Raw genomic sequence first — 22,623 nt, 5'->3', positions numbered from 1 at the left:
TGGCAGTCTGATTATTGGTGAAGTTTATAGGTCAGTTTTTTTCGCCAGCGGTTAAAGGAATAGAATCGTCGTATAAAAAAAGGGTGTTCTGGGGCGTGTAAAACAACATCTTCACCTTAATGGCGATACAGTTGGCTGAGAGTCAGCAGGGGGGCAAATCACCTGCAAATAAACACGGCGCATGCTGGCGCGAATATCGCGGATGCGTTCGAGGACAGAAGAACCGACAGGCGGATTCTTCAGTCGCTCATCGTCCATCACAAAACCTTTGATTAGGTATTCCTGAAGCCGATTAAATATTGAGCAGTAGAAAATATCTGGATTGACTGTATTACAAGGGGTTGGAAAACGTCAGTAGAGGCAAATTGGCGGAAGATCACAGGAGTCGAACCTGCCCGGGACCGCTGGCGGCCCCAACTGGATTTGAAGTCCAGCCGCCTCACCGGAGACGACGATCTTCCGCGCCTCGATTGCTACATGGAGGCGGGGCGCATTATAGCTACTTCCTTGAGTTTCTACATCCCCCAGATCAGTTTTTTCCGCCTAATACATGCAGCGTATTATCACGAAAGCATTATATTTCATATAAAACCCATATTTTACAATGATATATGAGCGTAATTTACGCTACCACGATCACATAAAACAAGAATCATAAATTAATAACCAGATATCGGAATATTCGCTCTCACAGGGATGGTTTACAAAATGCGTTATCGGTCTCAGCACCCCTATAGCATCAAGGAAAAGCAGATGAAGAGTGAAGTGTTGTCCGTTAAAGAGAAAATTGGTTATGGCATGGGAGACGCCGCCAGCCACATTATTTTCGATAACGTAATGTTATATATGATGTTCTTTTATACCGATATTTTTGGCATTCCTGCCGGATTTGTCGGAACCATGTTTTTGGTCGCTCGTGCACTGGATGCAATTTCTGATCCTTGCATGGGGTTGTTGGCCGATCGAACGCGCTCTCGCTGGGGTAAATTTCGTCCATGGGTACTGTTTGGCGCACTGCCATTCGGGATCGTCTGTGTACTGGCCTATAGCACGCCAGATCTCAGTATGAACGGAAAAATGATTTATGCAGCAATTACTTACACTCTACTTACCTTACTTTATACCGTCGTCAATATCCCTTACTGCGCATTGGGTGGTGTAATCACCAATGACCCGACTCAGCGTATCTCGCTGCAATCCTGGCGTTTTGTGCTGGCGACCGCGGGAGGCATGCTCTCTACTGTGCTGATGATGCCGCTGGTTAATTTAATTGGTGGTGATAATAAACCACTCGGTTTCCAGGGCGGTATCGCGGTCCTTTCCGTGGTGGCATTTATGATGCTGGCATTTTGTTTCTTCACCACTAAAGAACGCGTTGAAGCACCACCTACAACGACGTCTATGCGGGAAGATTTACGTGATATCTGGCAAAACGACCAGTGGCGTATTGTCGGTTTCCTGACCATTTTCAATATTCTGGCGGTGTGCGTACGCGGCGGGGCGATGATGTATTACGTCACATGGATTTTGGGTACGCCGGAAGTGTTTGTCGCTTTTCTTACCACTTATTGCGTGGGTAATCTGATTGGTTCCGCACTGGCGAAACCGCTGACCGACTGGAAATGTAAAGTCACTATCTTCTGGTGGACGAACGCCCTGCTGGCAGTGATTAGCCTGGCGATGTTCTTTGTTCCTATGCAGGCCAGCATCACCATGTTTGTCTTCATCTTCGTGATTGGTGTGTTGCATCAACTGGTGACACCTATCCAGTGGGTAATGATGTCCGATACCGTCGACTACGGCGAGTGGTGCAATGGTAAACGCCTGACTGGGATCAGTTTTGCTGGCACGTTGTTTGTGCTCAAACTGGGGTTGGCCTTCGGCGGCGCTCTTATCGGCTGGATGCTGGCTTATGGCGGATATGATGCGGCAGAAAAAGCGCAGAACAGCGCCACGATTAGCATCATTATCGCGCTATTCACGATTGTTCCGGCGATCTGTTACTTGCTGAGCGCGATTATCGCTAAACGCTACTACTCACTCACGACGCACAATCTGAAAACCGTTATGGAACAGCTGGCCCAGGGCAAACGCCGTTGCCAGCAACAATTCACCTCTCAAGAAGTGCAGAACTAAGGAACGGCAATGAAAATTAGCGACGGAAACTGGTTGATTCAACCTGGCCTCAATTTGATTCACCCGCTTCAGGTGTTCGAGGTTGAACAGCAGGGTAATGAAATGGTGGTCTATGCTGCCCCCCGTGATGTGCGTGAACGTACCTGGCAGCTTGATACGCCTTTATTTACGCTGCGCTTTTTCTCCCCACAGGAAGGTATTGTCGGTGTACGGATTGAGCATTTTCAGGGGGCGCTGAATAACGGTCCTCATTACCCGCTCAATATTTTGCAGGACGTGAAGGTCACAATCGAAAACACAGAACGTTACGCTGAGTTTAAAAGTGGCAACTTAAGTGCGCGTGTCAGCAAAGGTGAGTTCTGGTCACTGGATTTTCTGCGCAACGGCGAACGTATTACCGGTAGTCAGGTGAAAAATAATGGCTACGTGCAGGACACGAATAATCAACGAAATTATATGTTTGAGCGGCTGGATCTTGGCGTTGGCGAAACAGTTTACGGTCTGGGAGAGCGCTTTACTGCCCTGGTGCGCAATGGCCAGACGGTAGAGACCTGGAACCGGGACGGCGGCACAAGTACTGAACAGGCGTATAAAAATATCCCGTTCTATATGACTAACCGTGGTTATGGTGTACTGGTCAATCATCCCCAATGCGTCTCTTTTGAAGTGGGATCGGAGAAAGTCTCCAAAGTGCAGTTCAGCGTTGAGAGTGAATATCTCGAATACTTTGTTATCGACGGCCCGACGCCGAAAGCGGTACTTGATCGTTATACCCGTTTTACTGGTCGTCCGGCGCTGCCGCCCGCGTGGTCCTTCGGCCTGTGGCTAACCACTTCATTTACCACCAACTACGACGAAGCGACGGTAAACAGCTTTATCGATGGTATGGCGGAACGCAATCTGCCGCTGCATGTTTTCCACTTTGACTGTTTCTGGATGAAAGCCTTCCAGTGGTGCGATTTTGAGTGGGACCCGCTGACTTTCCCGGACCCGGAAGGGATGATCCGCCGCCTGAAAGCGAAAGGGCTAAAAATCTGCGTCTGGATTAACCCCTATATCGGGCAAAAATCCCCTGTCTTTAAAGAGTTACAAGAGAAAGGTTATTTACTCAAACGCCCGGACGGTTCGCTGTGGCAGTGGGATAAATGGCAGCCAGGTCTGGCGATTTATGACTTTACCAATCCGGATGCCTGCAAATGGTACGCCGACAAACTGAAAGGTCTGGTCGCGATGGGCGTTGATTGCTTTAAGACCGACTTTGGCGAACGTATTCCAACCGATGTTCAATGGTTTGACGGTTCCGATCCGCAGAAAATGCATAACCATTATGCGTACATCTACAACGAACTGGTGTGGAACGTGCTCAAGGAAACCGTTGGCGAGGAAGAAGCCGTCTTGTTTGCCCGCTCGGCCTCCGTCGGTGCGCAGAAATTCCCGGTACATTGGGGTGGCGACTGTTACGCTAACTACGAATCAATGGCGGAAAGCCTGCGCGGTGGTTTGTCTATTGGCCTTTCTGGTTTTGGCTTCTGGAGCCACGATATCGGCGGCTTTGAGAATACCGCTCCGGCGCACGTTTACAAACGCTGGTGCGCGTTTGGTTTGCTCTCCAGCCATAGCCGTTTACACGGCAGCAAATCTTATCGTGTGCCGTGGGCCTATGATGATGAGTCCTGTGATGTGGTGCGCTTCTTCACGCAACTGAAATGCCGCATGATGCCGTATCTGTATCGTGAGGCTGCTCGTGCGAACGCGCGGGGTACGCCGATGATGCGGGCCATGATGATGGAGTTTCCGGACGATCCGGCTTGTGATTACCTTGACCGTCAATACATGTTAGGCGACAACGTGATGGTTGCTCCGGTGTTCACTGAATCGGGCGATGTGCAGTTCTACTTGCCGGAAGGTCGCTGGACACACCTGTGGCACAACGATGAACTCGATGGTAGTCGCTGGCATAAACAGCAGCACGGCTTTCTGAGTCTGCCCGTTTATGTGCGTGATAACACTCTACTGGCGCTGGGCAACAACGAGCAACGTCCCGATTACGCGTGGCACGAAGGCACGGCATTCCAGCTCTTTAATCTGCAAGACGGGCATGAAGCCATCTGTGAAGTGCCCGCTGCCGATGGTTCCGTTCTTTTCACCCTGAAAGCGGCGCGTACTGGCAACACAATTACTGTGAATGGTGCGGGCGTGGCGAAGAACTGGACGCTGTGCTTGCGCAATGTTGTGAAAGTAAATGGTCTGCAAGGCGGTTCGCAGGCTGAAAGTGAGCAGGGGCTGGTGGTGACGCCTCAAGGGAATGCGCTGACAATTACGTTGTAATCTATTGAAGAATGCCGGATACGAATGGTTTTGTGTCGTATCCGGTAAATAATCTCACATCTGGTAATAAATATTTCTTCCATCGTATTTGCGAGCATGATCACGATTATTCATCGCGAAAATGTGATCTGTGCTGAAAAATATCCCTTAACCGCCTTGCTTTGTTTTATCACTGTCCGGATTACGGACAGATTTTAGTATTGTTGTGAAATTATTCTGCTTTATATTTACCCTCAGAGATGGCAACTGAAGCTCTTCCTCATGGGGCTTCTTAATCTGTGATAAGGGTAAAAAATGCAAATGATTACCTCGCGACAAAACAGATTATTACGATTCCTTCTACCACGAAGGGAATATACGACTATTGTTACGATTGCCGGCTATTTAAATGTTTCGGAAAAAACCATTCAACGTGATTTACGTTTACTTGAGCAATGGCTGGGGCAATGGAGAATAACTGTTGAGAAGCGTGCTGGCGCGGGTGTGATGTTAAGCGCGGAGAATATTGCTGATTTGCTGCATCTTGATCATTTGTTGGTGGCAGAATGTGAAGAGATTGATGGTGTAATGAATAATGCCAGGCGCGTTAAAATAGCGTCGCAGTTATTAAGTGAAACACCGAATGAAACGTCGATCAGTAAATTGTCAGAACGCTACTTTATCAGCGGAGCCTCTATTGTTAATGACCTGAGAGTAATTGAGTCCTGGCTTGCGCCGTTGGGGTTATCGTTGATCCGCAGCCCAAGTGGTACGCATATTGAAGGTAGTGAAGGGCAAGTCCGACAGGCAATGGCATTACTGATTAACGGCATTATTAACCATAATGAGCCGCAAGGTGTCGTGTATTCACGTCTGGATCCCGGAAGCTATAAAGCATTAGTCCATTATTTTGGAGAGGAAGAAGTGTTATTTGTCCAGTCATTGTTACTGGATATGGAAAATGAATTAAGTTGGTCTTTGGGAGAACCTTATTACGTTAACATTTTTACTCACATCCTTATTATGATGTATCGCAACACGCACGGGAATGCGTTATCAAGAGAAGAAGATCAAACCAGGCAATATGATGAAAATATCTTTAATGTTGCCAGTCAGATGATTCATAAGATAGAACAACGAATTGCACATACATTGCCCGATGATGAAGTCTGGTTTATTTATCAATATATCATTTCATCAGGTGTGGCGATTGATGGACAAAAAGATGTTAGCATTATTTCACATATGCAGGCCAGCAATGAAGCGCGTCTGATTACCTGGCGTTTAATTACGGTATTCAGTGACATCGTGGACTGCGATTTTAGTGAAGACAGCGCATTATATGATGGCTTGTTGGTTCATATTAAGCCGCTGATTAACCGTTTAAATTATCGCATTCATATCCGTAATCCATTGCTGGAAGATATTAAAGCAGAATTAGCGGATGTCTGGCGGTTGACGCAATATGTGGTGAATCAGGTATTTAAAATCTGGGGTGAGAATGCAGTGAGCGAGGATGAAGTGGGTTACCTGACCGTTCATTTTCAGGCTGCGATGGAGCGGCAAATTGCCCGTAAACGTGTATTACTGGTCTGTTCAACCGGAATCGGAACTTCGCATCTACTGAAAAGCCGTATTCTGCGAGCATTTCCTGAATGGACGATTGTTGATGTTATTTCAGCAGCGAATTTATCACAGGTTTTGCCTGACAATATCGAACTGATTATTTCGACCATTAATTTGCCTACAGTCACTATGCCGGTCGCTTATGTTACCGCTTTTTTTAATGATGCCGATATTAAGCGGGTCACTGAAATGGTGATTACGGAAAAATTACATCATGCGACGTCTCGGGTCGTTGAAATTTAATGTCAGAATTTTATGAGGTATGACGAATGGACATAACAAAAATCCTGAATACGAATCGCGTTATTTTAGATATGCAAGCGACGAATAAAGCGGAGGCGATTGAAGAATTAACTAATCTTCTCAAAAAAGATGGTGCGATCGATTGTCGGGAAACCTTTATTAAAGATGTCTGGCAGCGCGAAGCGGAAGGCTCGACTGGTTTTGAAAATCATATTGCGATCCCGCATGGTAAATCTTCAGCTGTGATTAATACTACGCTGGCAATTGGCCGTACCCGGCAGGATATTCCCTGGGAAACGCTGGATGGCAGTAGCGTGCGCTGTATTATTTTATTTGCGGTACGTCTTGAAGATCAAAATACCACCCATATCCGTTTACTTTCTCAGGTCGCGGGCGCGCTTGCGGATGATGACATCATAGAACAATTGTTAGTTGAGACGAGTCCGCAAAAAATCATTGATCTCTTTAGTCAGTATGCACAATCCGATGTCTGCTAAATAACAGGGAGTATGTCATGAATATTGTCTGTGTTGCCGCCTGTACGGCGGGTATTGCTCATACCTATATTGCTCGTGAAAAGTTAATCAAAGGAGCAAAAGCTCTGGGCCATACCATTAAAGTTGAAACCCAGGGAACCATTGGTACAGAAAATGAATTACAGGCGGCAGATATCTCTGCTGCTGACGTCGTGATTCTTGCTGTAGATGTGAAAATAAAAGGAGAAGAACGCTTCACCAATAAACGTATTGTGCGAGTAAAGACAGAGATCGTCATTAAATCGCCCGTTCAATTTCTTGAAAAGGTCGAAAAATCACTGGGAAACAAATGATCCTTATACTGGAGGGATCTTAATATGAAAGACAATAAAATTCCGGTTTCACAGGAAATTAAAAACATTTATTAACCGGCATCTCGTGGATGATACCCCTTATTGTGGCCGCCGGGATATGTATTGCGTTGGGGCAAGTTCTTGGCGGTACAGATGTTGGTGAAAAAACAGGAACAATCCCGTGGATGCTTAATCAGATTGGCGGCTGGGGAATGGGGCTGATTGTGCCGCTGATTAGCGCGGCAATTGCCTATTCTATTGCCGATCGTCCCGGATTTGCCCCGGGCCTAATTGTCGGCTTTCTCTGCGGGCAAATCCATACCGGATTTATTGGCGGTATGTTGGGTGGTTTCCTGGTGGGCTACACCATTTTGCTACTTAAACGCTATATCCGCCTGCCGCAGTCGATGCAAGGACTCATGCCAATCATGGTGTTGCCGGTATTAAGCACCATTATCGGTGGGCTGTTAATGATGACGCTGATTGGTAAACCCATCGCCTGGTTACAAGAAGCACTGATTCATTTGCTCGAGTCGATGCAGGGCGGATCGCGCTTCCTGATGGGGGCCATACTTGGCGCGATGGCAACCTTCGATTTCGGTGGTCCGGTAAATAAAACAATGTCGTTGTTTTCCGATGGCTTGCTGGTCAGCGGCGTCTACGGGCCAGAAGCCGTGAAATTTGTCGGCTCAATCATCCCTCCGTTTGGCATCACACTTTCGTTCTTACTGACACGCCATAAATACACCCGTGCGGAGCGCGAGGCGCTGAAAGCCGCGTTTCCGATGGGGATCTGCATGATCACTGAAGGAGTCATTCCGATCGCCGCGCGTGACTTGCTGCGAGTGGTGGGATCTTGTGTGGTGGCTTCTGCGGTAGCTGGCGGCTTGATCATGGTGTGGGGCGTGGAGAGTCCGGTTCCGCATGGCGGCCTGTTTGTTGTGCCTTTGTTCACCCATCCTCTGCTGTTTTGCCTGGCGCTGGGTATAGGCACGGTGATTTGTGGCGTGATGCTTTCACTCTGGAAGAAACCGGTAACGGAACGTGACGAAGAGTTTGACGAACTGAGCGATCAAAAGCTGAAAGATGAAGAGATCACTTTCACCCTCGAATAACCGGAGGCCCTATGTTTGCCGATATGAAAAGTATGGTGATGAAAGCCTGGCATGAACATTACGCCTTGCTGGCGATCAACTGTATGAATCTGGAAAGTGCTCACGCAGCTATCCGCGTGGCGGAGAAGAATCGTGCTCCGATCATTCTCAATCTCTATCAGGGGCATCTGGCGCATTTTCCTGCACCCGTCGCGGCGGCAGTGGTTAAAACGCTCGCGGAATCTGCCTCAGTACCGGTCGCTCTGGCGCTTGATCATGGCAAAAATCCGGACTGTATTCGTCAGGCGTTTCGTGCTGGTTTCAGCGGATTAATGATTGATGCTTCTGCTTTTCCCCTGGAGGAAAACGTGCGCCAGACCAGGGCGGTGGTGGAACTCGCCGCCAGCGCGCAGCTCTGCGTGGAAGGCGAACTGGGCCATCTGGCAGATGCGCCGCGTTACGACCAGGCCACCAATGCCGACCTGATGACGCAACCCACTGATGTGGAACCGTTTATCGCGCAGACAGGCATTGATCTACTGGCCGTCTCGGTAGGCACGGCGCACGGCATGTACGCGCCTGGTGTTGTACCTGCTATTGATTTTCAGCGTCTGGCGGAGATTTTCCACTGCTCGAGCGTGCCTCTGGCATTACATGGCGGTAGCGGTACGCCGTTCGATCAGCTCCAGCTCTGTACGACGCTGGGGGTAGCAAAAATCAACGTGGGGGCGGCCATTTTTGAACGGGGGAAATCCGCGCTCCTGCATACCCTCTGTCACGATATATCCATTGAACTGGTGGACGCGCTGAAAGCTATGGAACTGGCCTTCGAAGAAGCGATTACACCGTATTTACAGGCGAGCGGCTCTATCGGCAAAGCCTGATTCATTTTCTGTCATGGCCTTTATGCCAGTGCAATAACGCACCGGCAGGGCGGACTACACGCTGAAACTGGAGATTTAACATGTTAGTTTCGATGAAAGAATTACTGCAACCTACCCGCCAGCACGGCTTTGCCATTGGCGCATTTAATGTGGCGGATAACTGTTTCCTTCGCGCAGTCGTGGATGAAGCAGAAGCGACAAATACTCCGGCGATTATTGCTATCCATCCCAGCGAACATGATTTTGTGGGCGATGCCTTTTTCGCTCACGTTCGCGAAATTACCCAGCGTAGTCCGGTCCCGTTTGTACTGCACCTCGATCATGGTGCCTCTGTAGAGCATGTTTTGCGTGCGATTCGCTGCGGATTTACCTCAGTAATGATCGACGGTTCGCTGCTGCCGTATGAAGAAAACGTGGCGCTGACCGCAGAAGTGGTTCGCCTCGCTCACGCGGTTGGAGTATCGGTTGAGGGTGAACTGGGGACCATCGGACAAACAGGAACGTCAGTGGAAGGTGGAGTTTCACAAGTTACCTACACTGACCCGGCGCAAGCCGCCGATTTTATTGCTCGTACAGGGGCCGACACACTGGCGGTAGCGATTGGTACGGCACACGGCATCTATCCGAAAGGGATGCAGCCGAAACTGCAAATGGACATTTTGCGCGACATTGCCGGGCGCATTGATATTCCATTGGTGTTGCACGGTGGTTCGGCAAACCCGGACGCGGAGATTGCTGAATCCGTTACGCTCGGCGTTGGCAAAATCAATATCTCCAGCGATATGAAATACGCCTATTTCCAGAAAGTGCGTGAAATTCTCGCTAAAGAGAGCTGGTGGGACCCGAACGTCATCTATCCGGATGCGATTAACGCGGCGCGGGAAGTCATTCGCCACAAAATGAAACTGTTCGGTTCGCTCGGTAAAGCATCACTGTACTAAGCCAGAAGGGCGGGGTGACCCGCCTTTTACGCAACAAGGAACGAGATATGCACTATCTGGGGTTGGATATTGGTGGGACCAAAATCGCCGCCGTCGTCATGGATGCGCATGGCTGGGAGATTCGCCGTTACCGCTGCCCGACGCAAAAGTCGACATATCAACAATTTGTCTCATGCGTTGTGGCGCTTATCGAGCAGATTAGGCGGGACGTTCAACGACCGATGCTGACAGGGATCGCCTTACCCGGCAGTATCTCGCCACTCACTGGCCTGATTAAAAATGCGAATATTCAGGTGATTAACGGTCATGCGTTACAGGCTGATTTGCAGCAATTGCTTGGGCAACCGGTGGTGATAGCCAATGATGGTAACTGTTTCGCGCTATCAGAAGCTTGCGACGGTGCCGGGCAAGATTATGACGTGGTATTTGGTATTACGCTTGGCACGGGCTGCGGCGGTGGCATTGCCATCAAGCAACGACCGTTTATAGGGGCCTGGGGAAATGCTGCCGAATGCGGTCATATCACGTTGCCAGGCTATACGGAGCAGGAAGATGGTCCATCAGTCAGTTGCTATTGCGGCAAACACAACTGCGTGGAGTCGTTTGTTTCCGGCAGCGGTTTTAGTGAACGCTATCAACAGATGACTGGTAACTTGCTCACTCCTGCGGCGATTGTCACCCTGGCACAACGTGGTGATGCTTGTGCCATGCAGCAGGTGGCACGTTTTCGCCAACAGCTTGCCCGCACGCTGGCAACCATCGTTAACGTTGTTGACCCTGGCGTGATTGTGATCGGCGGCGGGCTTTCGAATGTGGAACTGCTTATCACCGATCTGAACGCAGAAGTCGCTCCACTGGTTTTCACCGATCAATTCACCACTCCCATTGTAAAAGCACAGCACGGCGACAGTAGCGGAATGCGTGGCGCTGCCTGGCTTGCTATGCGCAACGGAGAAGCCAATGAAACGCTCACAAATTAATTATGTTATTGATAAAGCACATGCCATTGCGCAGACCTTCCGCGTTTGTTTGCCAGAGTTCGCCTATTTTACGGTGGATGACTGGCTGCAGCGGGAACGGGATAACTGGCAAGAAGTAGTCGACTTACAGCTCGGTTGGGATATCACCGATTTTGGTCGTGGTGATTTCAACCAAACGGGACTAACACTGCTAACGATGCGCAACGGCGCGCTGGGGTCGGCGGCATATCCAAAACCGTATGCTGAGAAAATGTTGCAGATCCAACAAGATCAGCAGACTCCCTGGCATTTTCACACCCACAAAATGGAAGATATCCTCAATCGGGGCGGTGGAGACTTATGCATGCAGTTGGCCTGGGCCAACGAAGCCAATCTCTGTGATGATCAACGAGTCATTACCGTGAGTGTTGATGGTCAGCGGCGTACCATGAAACCTGGTGAAACGCTGGTGCTAAAGCCGGGGCAGGGCATTTGCCTGCCGCCGCGTCTGTATCATCGCTTCTGGGCGGAAAAAGCGTTTGTTCTCGGCTGGGAAATTTCGATGGTAAATGATGACCAACACGATAATTATTTTCTTGAGCCGGGAGGACGTTTTCCGGCGATAGAAGAAGATGAACCGGTGAAATGGTTATTGTGCAGTGAGTATGGAATTTTGCGCTAATAACGGGGAACGCTAGCGCTGATATCCGCTAGCGTCCTTATTTTTACTGCACCGGCTCCGTCGACGTAACTTCACCACTGGAAACTACGCCCGCATTCATGGTTTGAGTCACTTGCTGCTTTGCGGCATTCACGGCATGCAATTGCCCGCTAACCGTAGGTTTCAGCGGGACATTGACCTGAATATCGCCACTGGCGGTAAGCTGAATATTGCCGTCGCCAGTCAACGGTAGTTCAGGCCATCCCCACTGTTGCAAAATATTCACCGGCACACCGCGTCCATTCAGGCTGATATGGGTCTGACGTTGTGGCGTTTGTGAAACACTGGCGGTGGCTTCCAGAATGCCTTTTTCAGTAAATGCACTCAGTTCGCTGATATTCACCGTGCTGCTGTTGGCAGTTAGCGCCAGCGACGGACGACGGACATCAACACGATTAAACGTTGCGGCGGCGGCATTCAGATTCGCCGAGCCACTCCAGACGCCCCATTTATGATCGGTAACCAGCGTCAGATTGGCACCGTAACCATCGAGCGCGGTGAGCTGCCACGGGAAGTCAGGGTCGATATCAATGAGCAGATTGCGGCTGGCGCTAAATCTCTTCAGTTGCAGGCTGTTTAACCAACCGGGTGTCGTTTCCATCCACAACTGTTGCCAGTTTTTTGGCAAGGTATATTCCAGTCCGGCAATTGCCGCATCATCAAGGATCAACATTTTCCCGTCACGCAACCAGTTCCCTGACGTTCTGACCATGCCCCCTTCCCAGCGGCTGGTGAACTGGCGCAGTGCTACGCCCTGCGGGGAAAATTCCGCGTTTATAATCGGGTCAAATAAATGCAGCGAACCATAAATGAACTCGCTGGCGTTCATCGACAGTTTGCCTTCCTGTGTCTGCCAGTCATCTTTACTGAAGGTCATGTTGCGCAAGCTGAGATCGAGGTCGGTCACCGCCCAGTCCGGACCTTGCAGACGAGCGTCAATGACTTCCAGGCGACCAATCTGCAACGACGGGACAGAGCGTAATGGCGCAAAGAAGTCGGTTAGCGATTTTTCGCTTTGTAGACGGATATCCGCCAGCCGCAGATTTTCCACTTGCCAGCTGCCGTCGGCGTTACGCTGCGCGTTTCCGGTTAATGTCCCGCGGGCGATGTCGGCACCCAGGTTAGTCAGCGTAACGCGATCGTTATCAATACTGCCTTCAATCAGTACATTGGTGGCAGGAACATCATTGAGCGAAAGCGATCCGGCACTAAACTGAATCTGCGCCTTCGTACCCAGCACTTTACCGGCTTCTGGTGACCACGGAACCACGCCACCATTTACCCGCTGCGCGCTCAGTTTCCATTCGCTATTCGGGCTATTAAACGCCATATCACGCAGTTGCAGACGATCGGCTTTGAACGGTAGCGGCGCGGTCTGGTCGGTGAGATTCAGCGTCCCGTTTTCCAGTAGGATGGTATCGACATGGTGTGGTTCGGTCAGTTGGCGACTGCTTAGCGCAATGTCGACACTTTTTGCCACCAGGGTCGCGGGCTGACCATCACGACCAAACGTGACGTTCTCCAGCACGATATGAGATGGCGCGGAAAAACGGTGATCCATCGCCCCGAAGGCCAGATGATAGTCGCTATTCTCGGAAACCCATGCGCTGATATGTTCTGCTCCCCAGCGGGTTTGCAGAAGGAAATAGAGGCCAGCGATCGCCACTAACAGAGCGATGAGAATGTAGAGAAGCAGCTTCCCAATAAATTTCATGGTCTTCCATCCCGTGAAATGCACATAAGGGAGTTATGCACGATTTACGCGCAATCCTCAAGGCGGGAATGGTGAAAGAGGTGAGACTGCGGCGGTAATTATCTTACCGCCGTCAGTGAATTACTGTTTTTCTGGTGGGAAAATCAGATTCAGCACGATGGCAGTAATACCGCCCGCGGCGATCCCGGAGGAGAGCAGGTTTTTCAGCCATTCAGGGGCAAACTGCAAAATCAGCGGCTGCTGAGACACGCCCAGACCGACCGCCAGCGACAGCGCGATAATCAGAATCGCCCGACGGTTCAGCGGCTCACGAGAAACGATACGCACACCGGAGGCGGCGATGGTGCCAAACATTACAAGCGTTGCGCCGCCCAGAACCGGTTCTGGAATGTGTTGTACAAAACCGCTCACTGCCGGGAACAGACCCAGCACGATCAACATCAGCGCGACGACAAAACCGACATAGCGGCTGGCAACACCGGTCAACTGGATCACACCGTTGTTCTGCCCGAAGCAGGAGTTCGGGAAAGTGTTAAACACCGCCGAAACAAACGAGTTCAGGCCGTTTGCCAGCACGCCGCCTTTCAGGCGTTTCATGTACAGCGGACCGGACACTGGCTGTTCGGAAACGTCAGAGGTCGCCGTGATATCGCCAATGGTTTCCAGCGAAGTGATCATAAAGACCAGCATCAGCGGTAGCAGCAGACTCCATTCAATGCCAAGACCGTAATAGAGCGGCGTTGGCACCATAATCAGTTCTTGCGTCATCGGTTCGTTGCTTTCTGGCAACATGCCCATAAACCACGCCAGCGCATATCCGGCCGCCATCGCAATCACCAGTGAGGCCACGCGCAAATATGGGTTACGTTGACGGTTAAGCAGGATAATTAAGGCCAAGACCACGCCTGCCAGCAACAGATTTTTCGGTGCGCCGAAGGTGTTATCGCTCATGGCTGCGTAACCGCCGCCAATGGATGTTAGCCCAACCTGAATTAGCGACAGGCCGATAATCATCACCACAACGCCAGAAACCAGCGGCGTAATAATGCGGCGCGCCAGATGCAGAACACGGGAGATCACCATCTCGGTGCAACTTGCCAGCATCAACGTGCCGAACAAAGCCGCCATCATGGTAGGAACATCAGCACCACCGGTCTTCAGCGCTGTGCCGCCCATAATCAGCGGGGCAACAAAGTTGAAGCTGGTGCCCTGAATAGACAACAGCCCGGAGCCAACCGGACCCCAGGCCTTAATTTGAATAATCGACGCCACACCGGAGGCAAACAGCGACATACTAATAATGTGTTGCGTGTCTTGTGCCGGTAAACCCAGCGCCTGGCAGATTAATAGCGCTGGCGTGATCACCGCAACGAACATCGCCAGCAGATGCTGACAGGCGGCAAACAGAGTTTGAGGAAGCGGCGGACGATCTTCAAGACGGTAAATCAGTTCGCTGTTTTGAGTCTGCGCAACCGGTTGCGCATTTTCTGACTCGAGGGTGGAAACAGACATCGAAAACAATCCCGTGGTAGCAAAGCGGGCATTTTAGCTGACCGAAAGAGAAAAGCAAACGTTTGCCACGGCCTCTGCTAAATATTTAAATGAGATAAATGCACTTTTTTATATAACTTTTGGTATTTTTCTGCTTAAAATCCATGCCATTTGTTCATTAACAGCTGAGAATTTGACCCAGGAAAGCATGACTCGATACCCGTCATATTTCATGAAGGTGCCACTGCGCGATGAAGTATGACGAGTATGAAAGAGTGATGCGGATACAAAGGAGTAACTATGTTTCATCTCGATACTTTAGCAACGCTTGTTGCCGCAACGCTGACGTTGCTGCTCGGGCGTAAGTTGGTCCATTCCGTCTCCTTTTTGAAGAAATACACCATACCGGAACCTGTTGCGGGTGGTTTGTTGGTGGCGCTGGCGCTACTGGTACTGAAAAAAAGCATGGGCTGGGAAGTCAACTTTGATATGTCCCTGCGCGATCCGTTAATGCTGGCTTTCTTCGCCACCATTGGTTTGAACGCCAACCTTGCCAGTCTGCGTGCCGGTGGGCGCGTGGTTGGCATCTTCTTGATTGTGGTTGTTGGTCTGTTGGTTATGCAAAATGCCATTGGCATTGGTATGGCTAGCCTGTTAGGGCTTGATCCGCTGATGGGGCTGTTGGCCGGTTCTATTACGCTTTCGGGCGGTCACGGTACGGGTGCTGCCTGGAGTAAATTGTTCATTGAACGTTATGGCTTCACCAATGCGACGGAAGTGGCAATGGCCTGTGCGACGTTTGGTCTGGTGCTGGGCGGCTTGATTGGCGGTCCGGTAGCGCGCTATCTGGTGAAACACTCCACCACGCCGAACGGTATTCCGGATGACCAGGAAGTCCCGACGGCGTTCGAAAAGCCGGATGTGGGCCGCATGATCACCTCGCTGGTGCTGATTGAAACTATCGCGCTGATTGCTATCTGCCTGACGGTGGGGAAAATTGTTGCGCAACTTTTGGCTGGCACTGCTTTTGAACTGCCGACCTTCGTCTGTGTACTGTTTGTTGGCGTGATTCTGAGCAACGGTCTGTCAATGATGGGCTTTTACCGCGTCTTTGAGCGTGCGGTATCCGTGCTTGGTAACGTAAGCCTGTCGTTGTTCCTGGCGATGGCGCTGATGGGGCTGAAACTATGGGAGCTGGCTTCGCTGGCGCTGCCGATGCTGGCGATTCTGGTGGTACAGACCATCTTCATGGCGTTGTATGCCATCTTCGTTACCTGGCGCATGATGGGTAAAAACTACGATGCGGCAGTGCTGGCTGCGGGTCATTGTGGTTTTGGACTCGGTGCAACGCCAACGGCAATCGCCAATATGCAGGCGATCACCGAACGCTTTGGCCCGTCGCACATGGCGTTCCTGGTCGTGCCGATGGTTGGTGCGTTCTTTATTGATATCGTTAACGCGCTGGTGATTAAGCTGTATTTAATGTTGCCGATTTTTGCGGGTTAATTGATGAAGCGGCGGTATAAGTGCCGCCGCAACAAAGACAAATGTCTGATATGCTTCGCTTATCAAGTCTGCGTATTGATTCACAATTTATTGAATTTGTAGTTTTTTTTGTAGGACGGATAAGGCGTTCACGCCGCATCCGGCAGGAAGGTAGGGTAACCTGAAATGGCGGTTTCTCACCGCCGCCTTTTACGCATTTGAGTAACGTTCTGTTTCTGGCATCCAGCGTTCTATCAGGGCTTTTGCCTGCTGTGGGTAACGTTCGTGAATATGGCGTGCCAGGCGCTGAACTTCCGGGATCATCGCCTGATCGCGCAGCAAATCCGCCACTTTAAATTCAGCATTACCCGTCTGACGCGTGCCTAACAATTCGCCAGGGCCGCGAATCTCCAGATCTTTTTGTGCAATCACAAAACCATCGTTGCTGTCGCGTAGCACTTGCAGGCGAATTTGCGCCGTTTTAGAAAGCGGTGTTTTGTAGAGCAACACGCAGTGAGAAGCCACCGCGCCACGACCTACACGCCCGCGCAGCTGGTGTAACTGCGCCAGACCCAGACGCTCAGGGTTTTCGATAATCATCAGGCTGGCGTTAGGCACATCAACGCCGACTTCAATAACGGTCGTGGCAACCAGCAGGTGTAACTCGCCTTGTTTAAATGATGCCATGACGGCCTGCTTCTCGGCTGGTTTCATCCGTCCGTGTACCAGACCAACATTCAATTCTGGTAGCGCCAGTTTCAACTCTTCCCAGGTAGCTTCCGCCGCCTGTGCTTCCAGTAATTCTGATTCTTCAATGAGTGTGCACACCCAGTACGCCTGACGCCCTTCAGTCATACAGGCGTGGCGCACGCGGTGGATAATGTCGTTGCGGCGGGTATCCGGGATTGCCACTGTCGTCACTGGCGTGCGGCCTGGCGGCAGCTCATCTATCACCGAGGTATCGAGATCGGCATATGCAGTCATTGCCAGCGTGCGGGGGATCGGCGTGGCGGTCATGATCAACTGATGCGGATGGAAGCCCTGCTGCTGGCCTTTCTCCCATAACGCCAGACGCTGATGCACTCCAAAACGATGCTGTTCGTCGATAATCACCAGCGCCAGGCCGTTAAACTGCACCTGTTCCTGGAAGATGGCGTGTGTACCGACAATCATCTGCACCTGACCGCTGGCGATGGCTTCCTGCTGTGCCAGTCGTGCTTTACCTTTCTGTTTACCGGCGAGCCAGCCCACTTCGATACCGAGCGGAGCAAACCAGTTACGGAAGTTATTGGCGTGCTGCTCGGCGAGTAATTCGGTTGGTGCCATCAATGCCACCTGTTTGCCGTGCGCAATCGCACGCAACGCGGCGAGGGCGGCGACCAGCGTTTTACCGGAACCTACATCGCCCTGCACCAGGCGCATCATCGGCACATCCAGCGCCATATCGCGCTCGATCTCCGCCACCACGCGTGCCTGTGCGCCCGTTGGCTTGAACGGTAAGGCTGCGAGGAGTTTATTTTTCAGCGCGTCATTGGCGCTCAGCGGCTGGGCATGAAAACGCTGTGCTCCGGCACGTAAGGCTAACATGCTGAGGTTATGCGCCAGCAACTCTTCCAGAATCAGCCGGCGTTGTGCCGGATGCTGCCCGGTTTCGAGATCGCTAAGCTGTAGCGTCGGCGGCGGGCGGTGCAAAGTGCGCAACGCTTCCGGTAGCGTCATCATTCCTTGTGACAGTTCCGGCGGCAGGAGTTCTTCAATGGCGCAGGTGTCGAGCAGATCCAGCGCCTGGTCGGTTAATTTACGCAGCGTGGCCTGCTTTACGCCTTCCGTAGTTGGGTAAACCGGCGTTAGCGTTTCCTGCAACTCTGGCATACTGAGATCGCCCTGCACGCGGTATTCCGGGTGGATCATCTCCGCACCATATTTACCGCGCTTTGCTTCTCCATAGGCCAGCACACGGCGACCCGTCGCCAGGCTATTTTTCATTGCCGCGTTGAAGTTGAAAAAGCGCATGGTGAGAATGCCGGAACCGTCGCTGATCTGGCAGGTCATCATCCGCCGACCGCCGAAGGAGATATTGCAATTCAGCACTTCGCCTTCCACCGTGGCATAAACGCCCGGCAGTAGTTCACCGATGGGGTAGAGATGGGTGCGATCTTCGTAGCGCAGAGGAAGGTGTAAGAGTAAATCCTGCACGGTATGCAGGTTGATTTTCGCCAGCTTATTACTTTGCGCCGCGCCAACGCCCGTTAGCGAACTGAGCGGAACAGCATCTAACAGGCGACCTTTCATGGCGCTTACCCTGCTGCCTGCATAGTGGCCCACCAGTCGGCATCAGCTTCAATTTCGCCTTGCTGATTAACGTGGGGGTAGGGCAGGCCTTTGCGTTTTGCGACTTTCGCCAGCACCGGATAGCCGCCTTCAAACAGCAGGCGTTGTTGCTCTGCTTCCGGCAACATGCTGTTTTCACGCAGATACATACCTGCGTTTTGCCGCTGACGCTGGGCTTCGTAAAGAATAAGGGCTGAGGCAACGGAAACATTCAGCGACTGCACCATGCCGATCATCGGAATGATGATGTCCTGATCCGCCAGGGCTAACGCTTCCTGCGTGATACCCGTTTTCTCCTGTCCCATCAAAATACAGGTCGGGCGGGTATAATCAATTTCGCGGAAATCGACAGCGTTATCAGAAAGATGGGTTGCCAGAATCTGCATGCCCTGGCCTTTCAGATGAGCAACGGCATCGCCAATGGTGCGGTGTGTTTTCACCTGCACCCAACTGTTGCTGCCAGCCGCAGCCGAAGCCATGGTGCGCATCCGACTGCCAGGCCAGACAGCATGAACTTCATGTACGCCAACGGCATCTGCAGTACGAATAATCGCAGAAACGTTATGGGGTTTGTGGACCTGCTCCATGCAGACGGTCAGATCAGGCTGCCGCCTGGCGAGCATTTCGCAGATGCGTGCATAACGTGTTGGGTTCATAAAACATTAATTTCGGTTTCGGGTGACTTTAATCACGTCTGGCATCACGCGGATTTTGCGCATGATATTCGCCAGATGCACACGGTCACGGGCGGTCAGACGAATAAAGGCGCTGTAGACGCGACCATCTTTCTCTTCCGTATTCAAACTTTGAATATTCGAGGTCGTGGTGTTAATAGCCGCCGTCAGGTTTGCCAGCGCGCCCTGATGATTGAACATCTCCACTTTGATCTCGGTGATGAACTCCTGTGCCGTCTCTTTATCCCATTCTACAGCCATAAATTTCTCTGGCTCTTTCTGGTAGCCACGGATGTTACGGCAGGATTCATGGTGGATCACCAGACCTTTACCGGGGCTGACGTGAGCGATAATCGGATCGCCAGGAATGGGGCGGCAGCATTTCGCAAAGGTGATCAACACGCCATCAGCACCTTTAATCGGCAGATGCCCGTGGCTTTGAGTCGCCGGCGGAATGGAGGCGTCCCCATGTTGCAGATTTTTCGCGACCACCACGCTCATTGCGTTACCAAGGCCGATTTCAGCCAGCAGATCGTCAAGCGTTGCCAGCTTCATGCGGTCCAGCTCGCGCTGAATATTTTCCGGCGGGATTTCATTGAGCTTACGGCTGCCACCCAACGCATGATTGAGCAGACGACGGCCCAGGCTTACAGAATCATCACGCTTGAGGTTTTTCAGCAACTGACGAATTTTGGCGCGCGCTTTCGAGCTAACGACAAAGTTCAGCCATGCGGCATTCGGGCGAGCGCCCGGTGCGGTAATAATTTCAACGGTTTGGCCACTGGAGAGCGGCTGCGACAGCGGGTAAGGCTGACGGTCGACGCGAGCGCCCACGCAGGCATGACCGATATCGGTATGCACCGCATAAGCGAAGTCGACGGGCGTTGCACCGGCAGGCAGCTCTACAATGCGCCCTTCCGGTGTGAAAACGTAAATCTCATCCGGGAAGAGATCGGATTTAACGCTCTCGATAAATTCAAACGAACTACCGGCACTCTGTTGCAGCTCCAGCAGGCTTTGCATCCAGCGCTGGGCGCGGATTTGTGCAGTCGTGCTGGTTTCGCCGTGCTCTTTATAAGCCCAGTGCGCGGCAACACCCATCTCCGCCATCTGATCCATATCTTCGGTACGGATCTGGACTTCAACCGGCACGCCGTGCGGGCCAATCATCGAGGTGTGCAAAGACTGATAGCCGTTCGCTTTTGGAATGGCGATGTAGTCTTTCACGCGACCTGGACGCGGCTTATACAGGCTGTGCATCTGGCCGAGCACGCGATAACAGGTGTCGGAATCATTGACGATCACGCGGAAGGCGTAGATGTCCATGATCGAGTGAAAACGCTGCTCTTTGAGCACCATTTTGCAGTAGATCGAATAAAGATGCTTCTCGCGACCACTGACGCGGCACGGTATTCCCGCTTCCTGCAAACGCCCTTCGATTTCCGAGAGGATTTTTTGGATCATCTCTTTACGGTTGCCGCGTGCGGCTTTCACCACTTCTTTGATTACGCGGTAACGGTTGGGATACAGCGCCTCAAAACCCAGCTCTTCGAGTTCGGTTTTAATGTGGTGGATACCTAAACGGTGTGCCAGCGGGCTGTAAATTTCGAGGGTTTCACGGGCGATGCGGCGACGTTTGTCCGGGCGAAGTGAGCCCAGCGTGCGCATGTTGTGGGTACGGTCGGCAAGTTTGATGAGAATGACGCGGATATCCTGCACCATCGCCATAATCATCTTGCGAAAGTTTTCGGCCTGCGCCTCTTTCTTATCGCGGAACTTGAGTTTATCAAGTTTCGACACCCCCTCTACCAGCTCGGCGACGCTTTTACCAAAAAGCTGTTCCATGTCCTGGTAGGTGGCGGGTGTATCTTCAATCACGTCATGCAGCAGCGCCGCCATTAGCGTTTCATAGTCGAGTTTCATCTCGGCCAGAATGCAGGCAACCGCTACCGGGTGCGTGATATAGGGTTCACCGCTTGAACGTGTTTGCCCCTCGTGAGCATCACGTGCAACGAGATACGCCTGCCGCAGACGCTTGATTTGGTCTTCCGGCAGGTAGGTTTGAATCAGTTGATTCAGGCTTTCAAACAGATACAAGGGCGACCCGCTTTGTGATTAACGACGACCTTCAGCAATAGCGGTAACGGCTTGTAATTCAGCGGCTTCCTGCTCTTGCTGTTCCTGGCGTTCGCGAACGTCGAGGATCTGGTTGTTGATCAGACCTTCTTCGATTTCGCGCAGCGCGATTACTGTGGTTTTATCGTTTTCTTCCGGTACCAGCGGATCCTTTCCGCCTACCTGCATCTGACGAGCGCGACGCGCGGCGACCAGTACCAGGTCAAAACGGTTACCAATTTTCTCTACAGCGTCCTGAACAGTTACGCGTGCCATACTTAAAAAGCTCCACAGGTGAAGAAATGACTGGGCATGATACTGAAATCAGGTTCAGTCTGCCAACAATTTGCTGATTAAAGCGTCATGACGCTGCTTTTGGCGGCTCATGCGCAGACGTTCGGCGCGAATAATGGTCTTCAAATCGGTCAACGCGGTATCGAAGTCATCATTCACAATCAGGTAATCATATTCGGCGTAATGGCTCATTTCTGCAACAGCTTGCGCCATACGCTTTGCAATGACCTCTTCGCTGTCCTGACCGCGACCGCGTAGACGGCGGTCCAGTTCAATTTTGGACGGCGGTAAAATAAAGATACTCCGCGCGTGCGGCATCTTCTGGCGAATTTGCTGCGCGCCCTGCCAGTCGATATCGAGAAAAACATCGACACCGGTCGCCAGTACTTGCTCAATGGCCTCACGCGAAGTGCCATAGTAATTACCAAAAACTTCTGCGTGTTCGAGGAACGCATCTCTGCTAATCATTTCTTTAAATTCATCATGATTAACAAAGAAATAATGTTCACCGTGAACTTCACCAGGACGCGGTTGGCGCGTGGTGTGTGAAACAGAAACCTGGGTGTCATACAACGGTTGGGTTTTTAATAAAGCCTGAATCAGGCTGGATTTACCCGCGCCACTGGGGGCAGAAACAATATAAAGCGTGCCTTGAGCCATGAGTATCTTTCGTATGTGATTAGCGAAATAAAGCCTACATACGAGCTTATTATACACGGCGCGGCCATGTGACGTAGCCCTTGCTCACACTTTTTGCGCAAAGTTGTTGCGTTTTGCGT

General features: G+C 51.4%; 17 protein-coding genes, 1 tRNA gene and 2 pseudogenes. 11 read left to right on the top strand and 9 right to left on the bottom strand.

What is annotated here, in order from left to right:
- Positions 1-126: 126 nt before the first annotated feature.
- Both rhuM and AACU19_RS02630 read right to left on the bottom strand, forming a co-directional pair.
- A pseudogene (rhuM, locus tag AACU19_RS02635) lies at positions 127-288 on the bottom strand (RhuM family protein); the annotation flags it as partial.
- A 78-nt stretch (positions 289-366) separates the two neighbouring features.
- Positions 367-461: transfer RNA gene (locus AACU19_RS02630), tRNA-Sec, on the bottom strand.
- Positions 462-753: 292 nt separating this feature from the next.
- Between AACU19_RS02630 and AACU19_RS02625 the strand changes: the two genes are divergently transcribed.
- The 10 genes and pseudogenes from AACU19_RS02625 (at position 754) to AACU19_RS02580 (ending at position 11,701) form a co-directional block, all read left to right on the top strand.
- Positions 754-2,136 carry a glycoside-pentoside-hexuronide family transporter gene (locus tag AACU19_RS02625; RefSeq protein ID WP_000834430.1) on the top strand — a complete coding sequence of 461 codons (1,383 nt, stop codon included), beginning with the start codon at positions 754-756 and terminating at the stop codon, positions 2,134-2,136.
- 9 nt (positions 2,137-2,145) lie between these two features.
- Positions 2,146-4,464 carry an alpha-xylosidase gene (gene yicI, locus AACU19_RS02620; RefSeq protein WP_032185493.1) on the top strand — a complete coding sequence of 773 codons (2,319 nt, stop codon included), beginning with the start codon at positions 2,146-2,148 and terminating at the stop codon, positions 4,462-4,464.
- A gap of 294 nt (positions 4,465-4,758) precedes the next feature.
- A complete protein-coding gene (locus tag AACU19_RS02615; protein WP_105278636.1) occupies positions 4,759-6,312 on the top strand; it encodes a BglG family transcription antiterminator in 1,554 nt (517 codons plus the stop codon).
- 26 nt (positions 6,313-6,338) lie between these two features.
- Positions 6,339-6,809, top strand: coding sequence for a PTS sugar transporter subunit IIA (locus AACU19_RS02610; RefSeq protein WP_000355546.1), 471 nt, complete (start codon positions 6,339-6,341; stop codon positions 6,807-6,809).
- Positions 6,810-6,826: 17 nt separating this feature from the next.
- The gene (locus AACU19_RS02605) at positions 6,827-7,141 is read left to right on the top strand and encodes a PTS fructose transporter subunit IIB (RefSeq protein WP_001028073.1); all 315 of its coding nucleotides are present in this window, start codon (positions 6,827-6,829) and stop codon (positions 7,139-7,141) included.
- 24 nt (positions 7,142-7,165) lie between these two features.
- Positions 7,166-8,256: pseudogene (locus AACU19_RS02600) on the top strand (PTS fructose transporter subunit IIC).
- A gap of 11 nt (positions 8,257-8,267) precedes the next feature.
- Positions 8,268-9,119: a class II fructose-bisphosphate aldolase gene (locus tag AACU19_RS02595; RefSeq protein WP_039021751.1), complete on the top strand. Its 852-nt coding sequence runs from the start codon at positions 8,268-8,270 to the stop codon at positions 9,117-9,119.
- A gap of 80 nt (positions 9,120-9,199) precedes the next feature.
- Entirely contained in the window at positions 9,200-10,060 is an 861-nt protein-coding gene (locus AACU19_RS02590) for a ketose-bisphosphate aldolase (RefSeq protein ID WP_000961378.1), read from the top strand.
- A gap of 47 nt (positions 10,061-10,107) precedes the next feature.
- A complete protein-coding gene (locus AACU19_RS02585; RefSeq protein ID WP_032185489.1) occupies positions 10,108-11,040 on the top strand; it encodes an ROK family protein in 933 nt (310 codons plus the stop codon).
- Complete coding sequence (locus AACU19_RS02580; RefSeq protein WP_001297961.1) at positions 11,021-11,701, top strand: D-lyxose/D-mannose family sugar isomerase; 681 nt, start codon at positions 11,021-11,023, stop codon at positions 11,699-11,701. Before AACU19_RS02585 ends, AACU19_RS02580 begins: the two co-directional genes overlap by 20 nt.
- A gap of 43 nt (positions 11,702-11,744) precedes the next feature.
- Here the strand turns inward: AACU19_RS02580 and AACU19_RS02575 are convergent, their stop codons facing one another.
- Both AACU19_RS02575 and xanP read right to left on the bottom strand, forming a co-directional pair.
- Entirely contained in the window at positions 11,745-13,454 is a 1,710-nt protein-coding gene (locus AACU19_RS02575; protein WP_105278635.1) for an AsmA family protein, read from the bottom strand.
- 120 nt (positions 13,455-13,574) lie between these two features.
- The gene (gene xanP, locus AACU19_RS02570; RefSeq protein WP_001295238.1) at positions 13,575-14,966 is read right to left on the bottom strand and encodes a xanthine/proton symporter XanP; all 1,392 of its coding nucleotides are present in this window, start codon (positions 14,964-14,966) and stop codon (positions 13,575-13,577) included.
- A gap of 279 nt (positions 14,967-15,245) precedes the next feature.
- Here xanP and gltS point away from each other — a divergent pair, with 279 nt between their 5' ends.
- Complete coding sequence (gene gltS / locus AACU19_RS02565) at positions 15,246-16,451, top strand: sodium/glutamate symporter (protein WP_000468837.1); 1,206 nt, start codon at positions 15,246-15,248, stop codon at positions 16,449-16,451.
- 189 nt (positions 16,452-16,640) lie between these two features.
- On the opposite strand, the gene recG is transcribed toward gltS, so the two are convergent.
- From recG to gmk, 5 genes are read right to left on the bottom strand one after another with little or no spacing between them, the layout of a single operon-like run.
- A complete protein-coding gene (recG, locus tag AACU19_RS02560) occupies positions 16,641-18,722 on the bottom strand; it encodes an ATP-dependent DNA helicase RecG (protein WP_105278634.1) in 2,082 nt (693 codons plus the stop codon).
- 5 nt (positions 18,723-18,727) lie between these two features.
- The gene (gene trmH / locus AACU19_RS02555) at positions 18,728-19,417 is read right to left on the bottom strand and encodes a tRNA (guanosine(18)-2'-O)-methyltransferase TrmH (RefSeq protein ID WP_001070177.1); all 690 of its coding nucleotides are present in this window, start codon (positions 19,415-19,417) and stop codon (positions 18,728-18,730) included.
- Between the two features lie 6 nt (positions 19,418-19,423).
- Positions 19,424-21,532, bottom strand: a complete 2,109-nt coding sequence (gene spoT / locus AACU19_RS02550; RefSeq protein ID WP_032185484.1) for a bifunctional GTP diphosphokinase/guanosine-3',5'-bis pyrophosphate 3'-pyrophosphohydrolase — start codon at positions 21,530-21,532, stop codon at positions 19,424-19,426.
- Between the two features lie 18 nt (positions 21,533-21,550).
- Entirely contained in the window at positions 21,551-21,826 is a 276-nt protein-coding gene (rpoZ, locus tag AACU19_RS02545; RefSeq protein ID WP_000135058.1) for a DNA-directed RNA polymerase subunit omega, read from the bottom strand.
- A gap of 54 nt (positions 21,827-21,880) precedes the next feature.
- Positions 21,881-22,504, bottom strand: a complete 624-nt coding sequence (gene gmk, locus AACU19_RS02540; RefSeq protein WP_001295237.1) for a guanylate kinase — start codon at positions 22,502-22,504, stop codon at positions 21,881-21,883.
- Positions 22,505-22,623: the final 119 nt, after the last annotated feature.

This window comes from Escherichia sp. MOD1-EC4550 (assembly GCF_963876935.1).
Lineage (GTDB): Bacteria > Pseudomonadota > Gammaproteobacteria > Enterobacterales > Enterobacteriaceae > Escherichia > Escherichia coli_F.
Note: the sequence above shows the minus strand (reverse complement) of the source record. Positions and strands in the feature narration are given on the sequence as shown.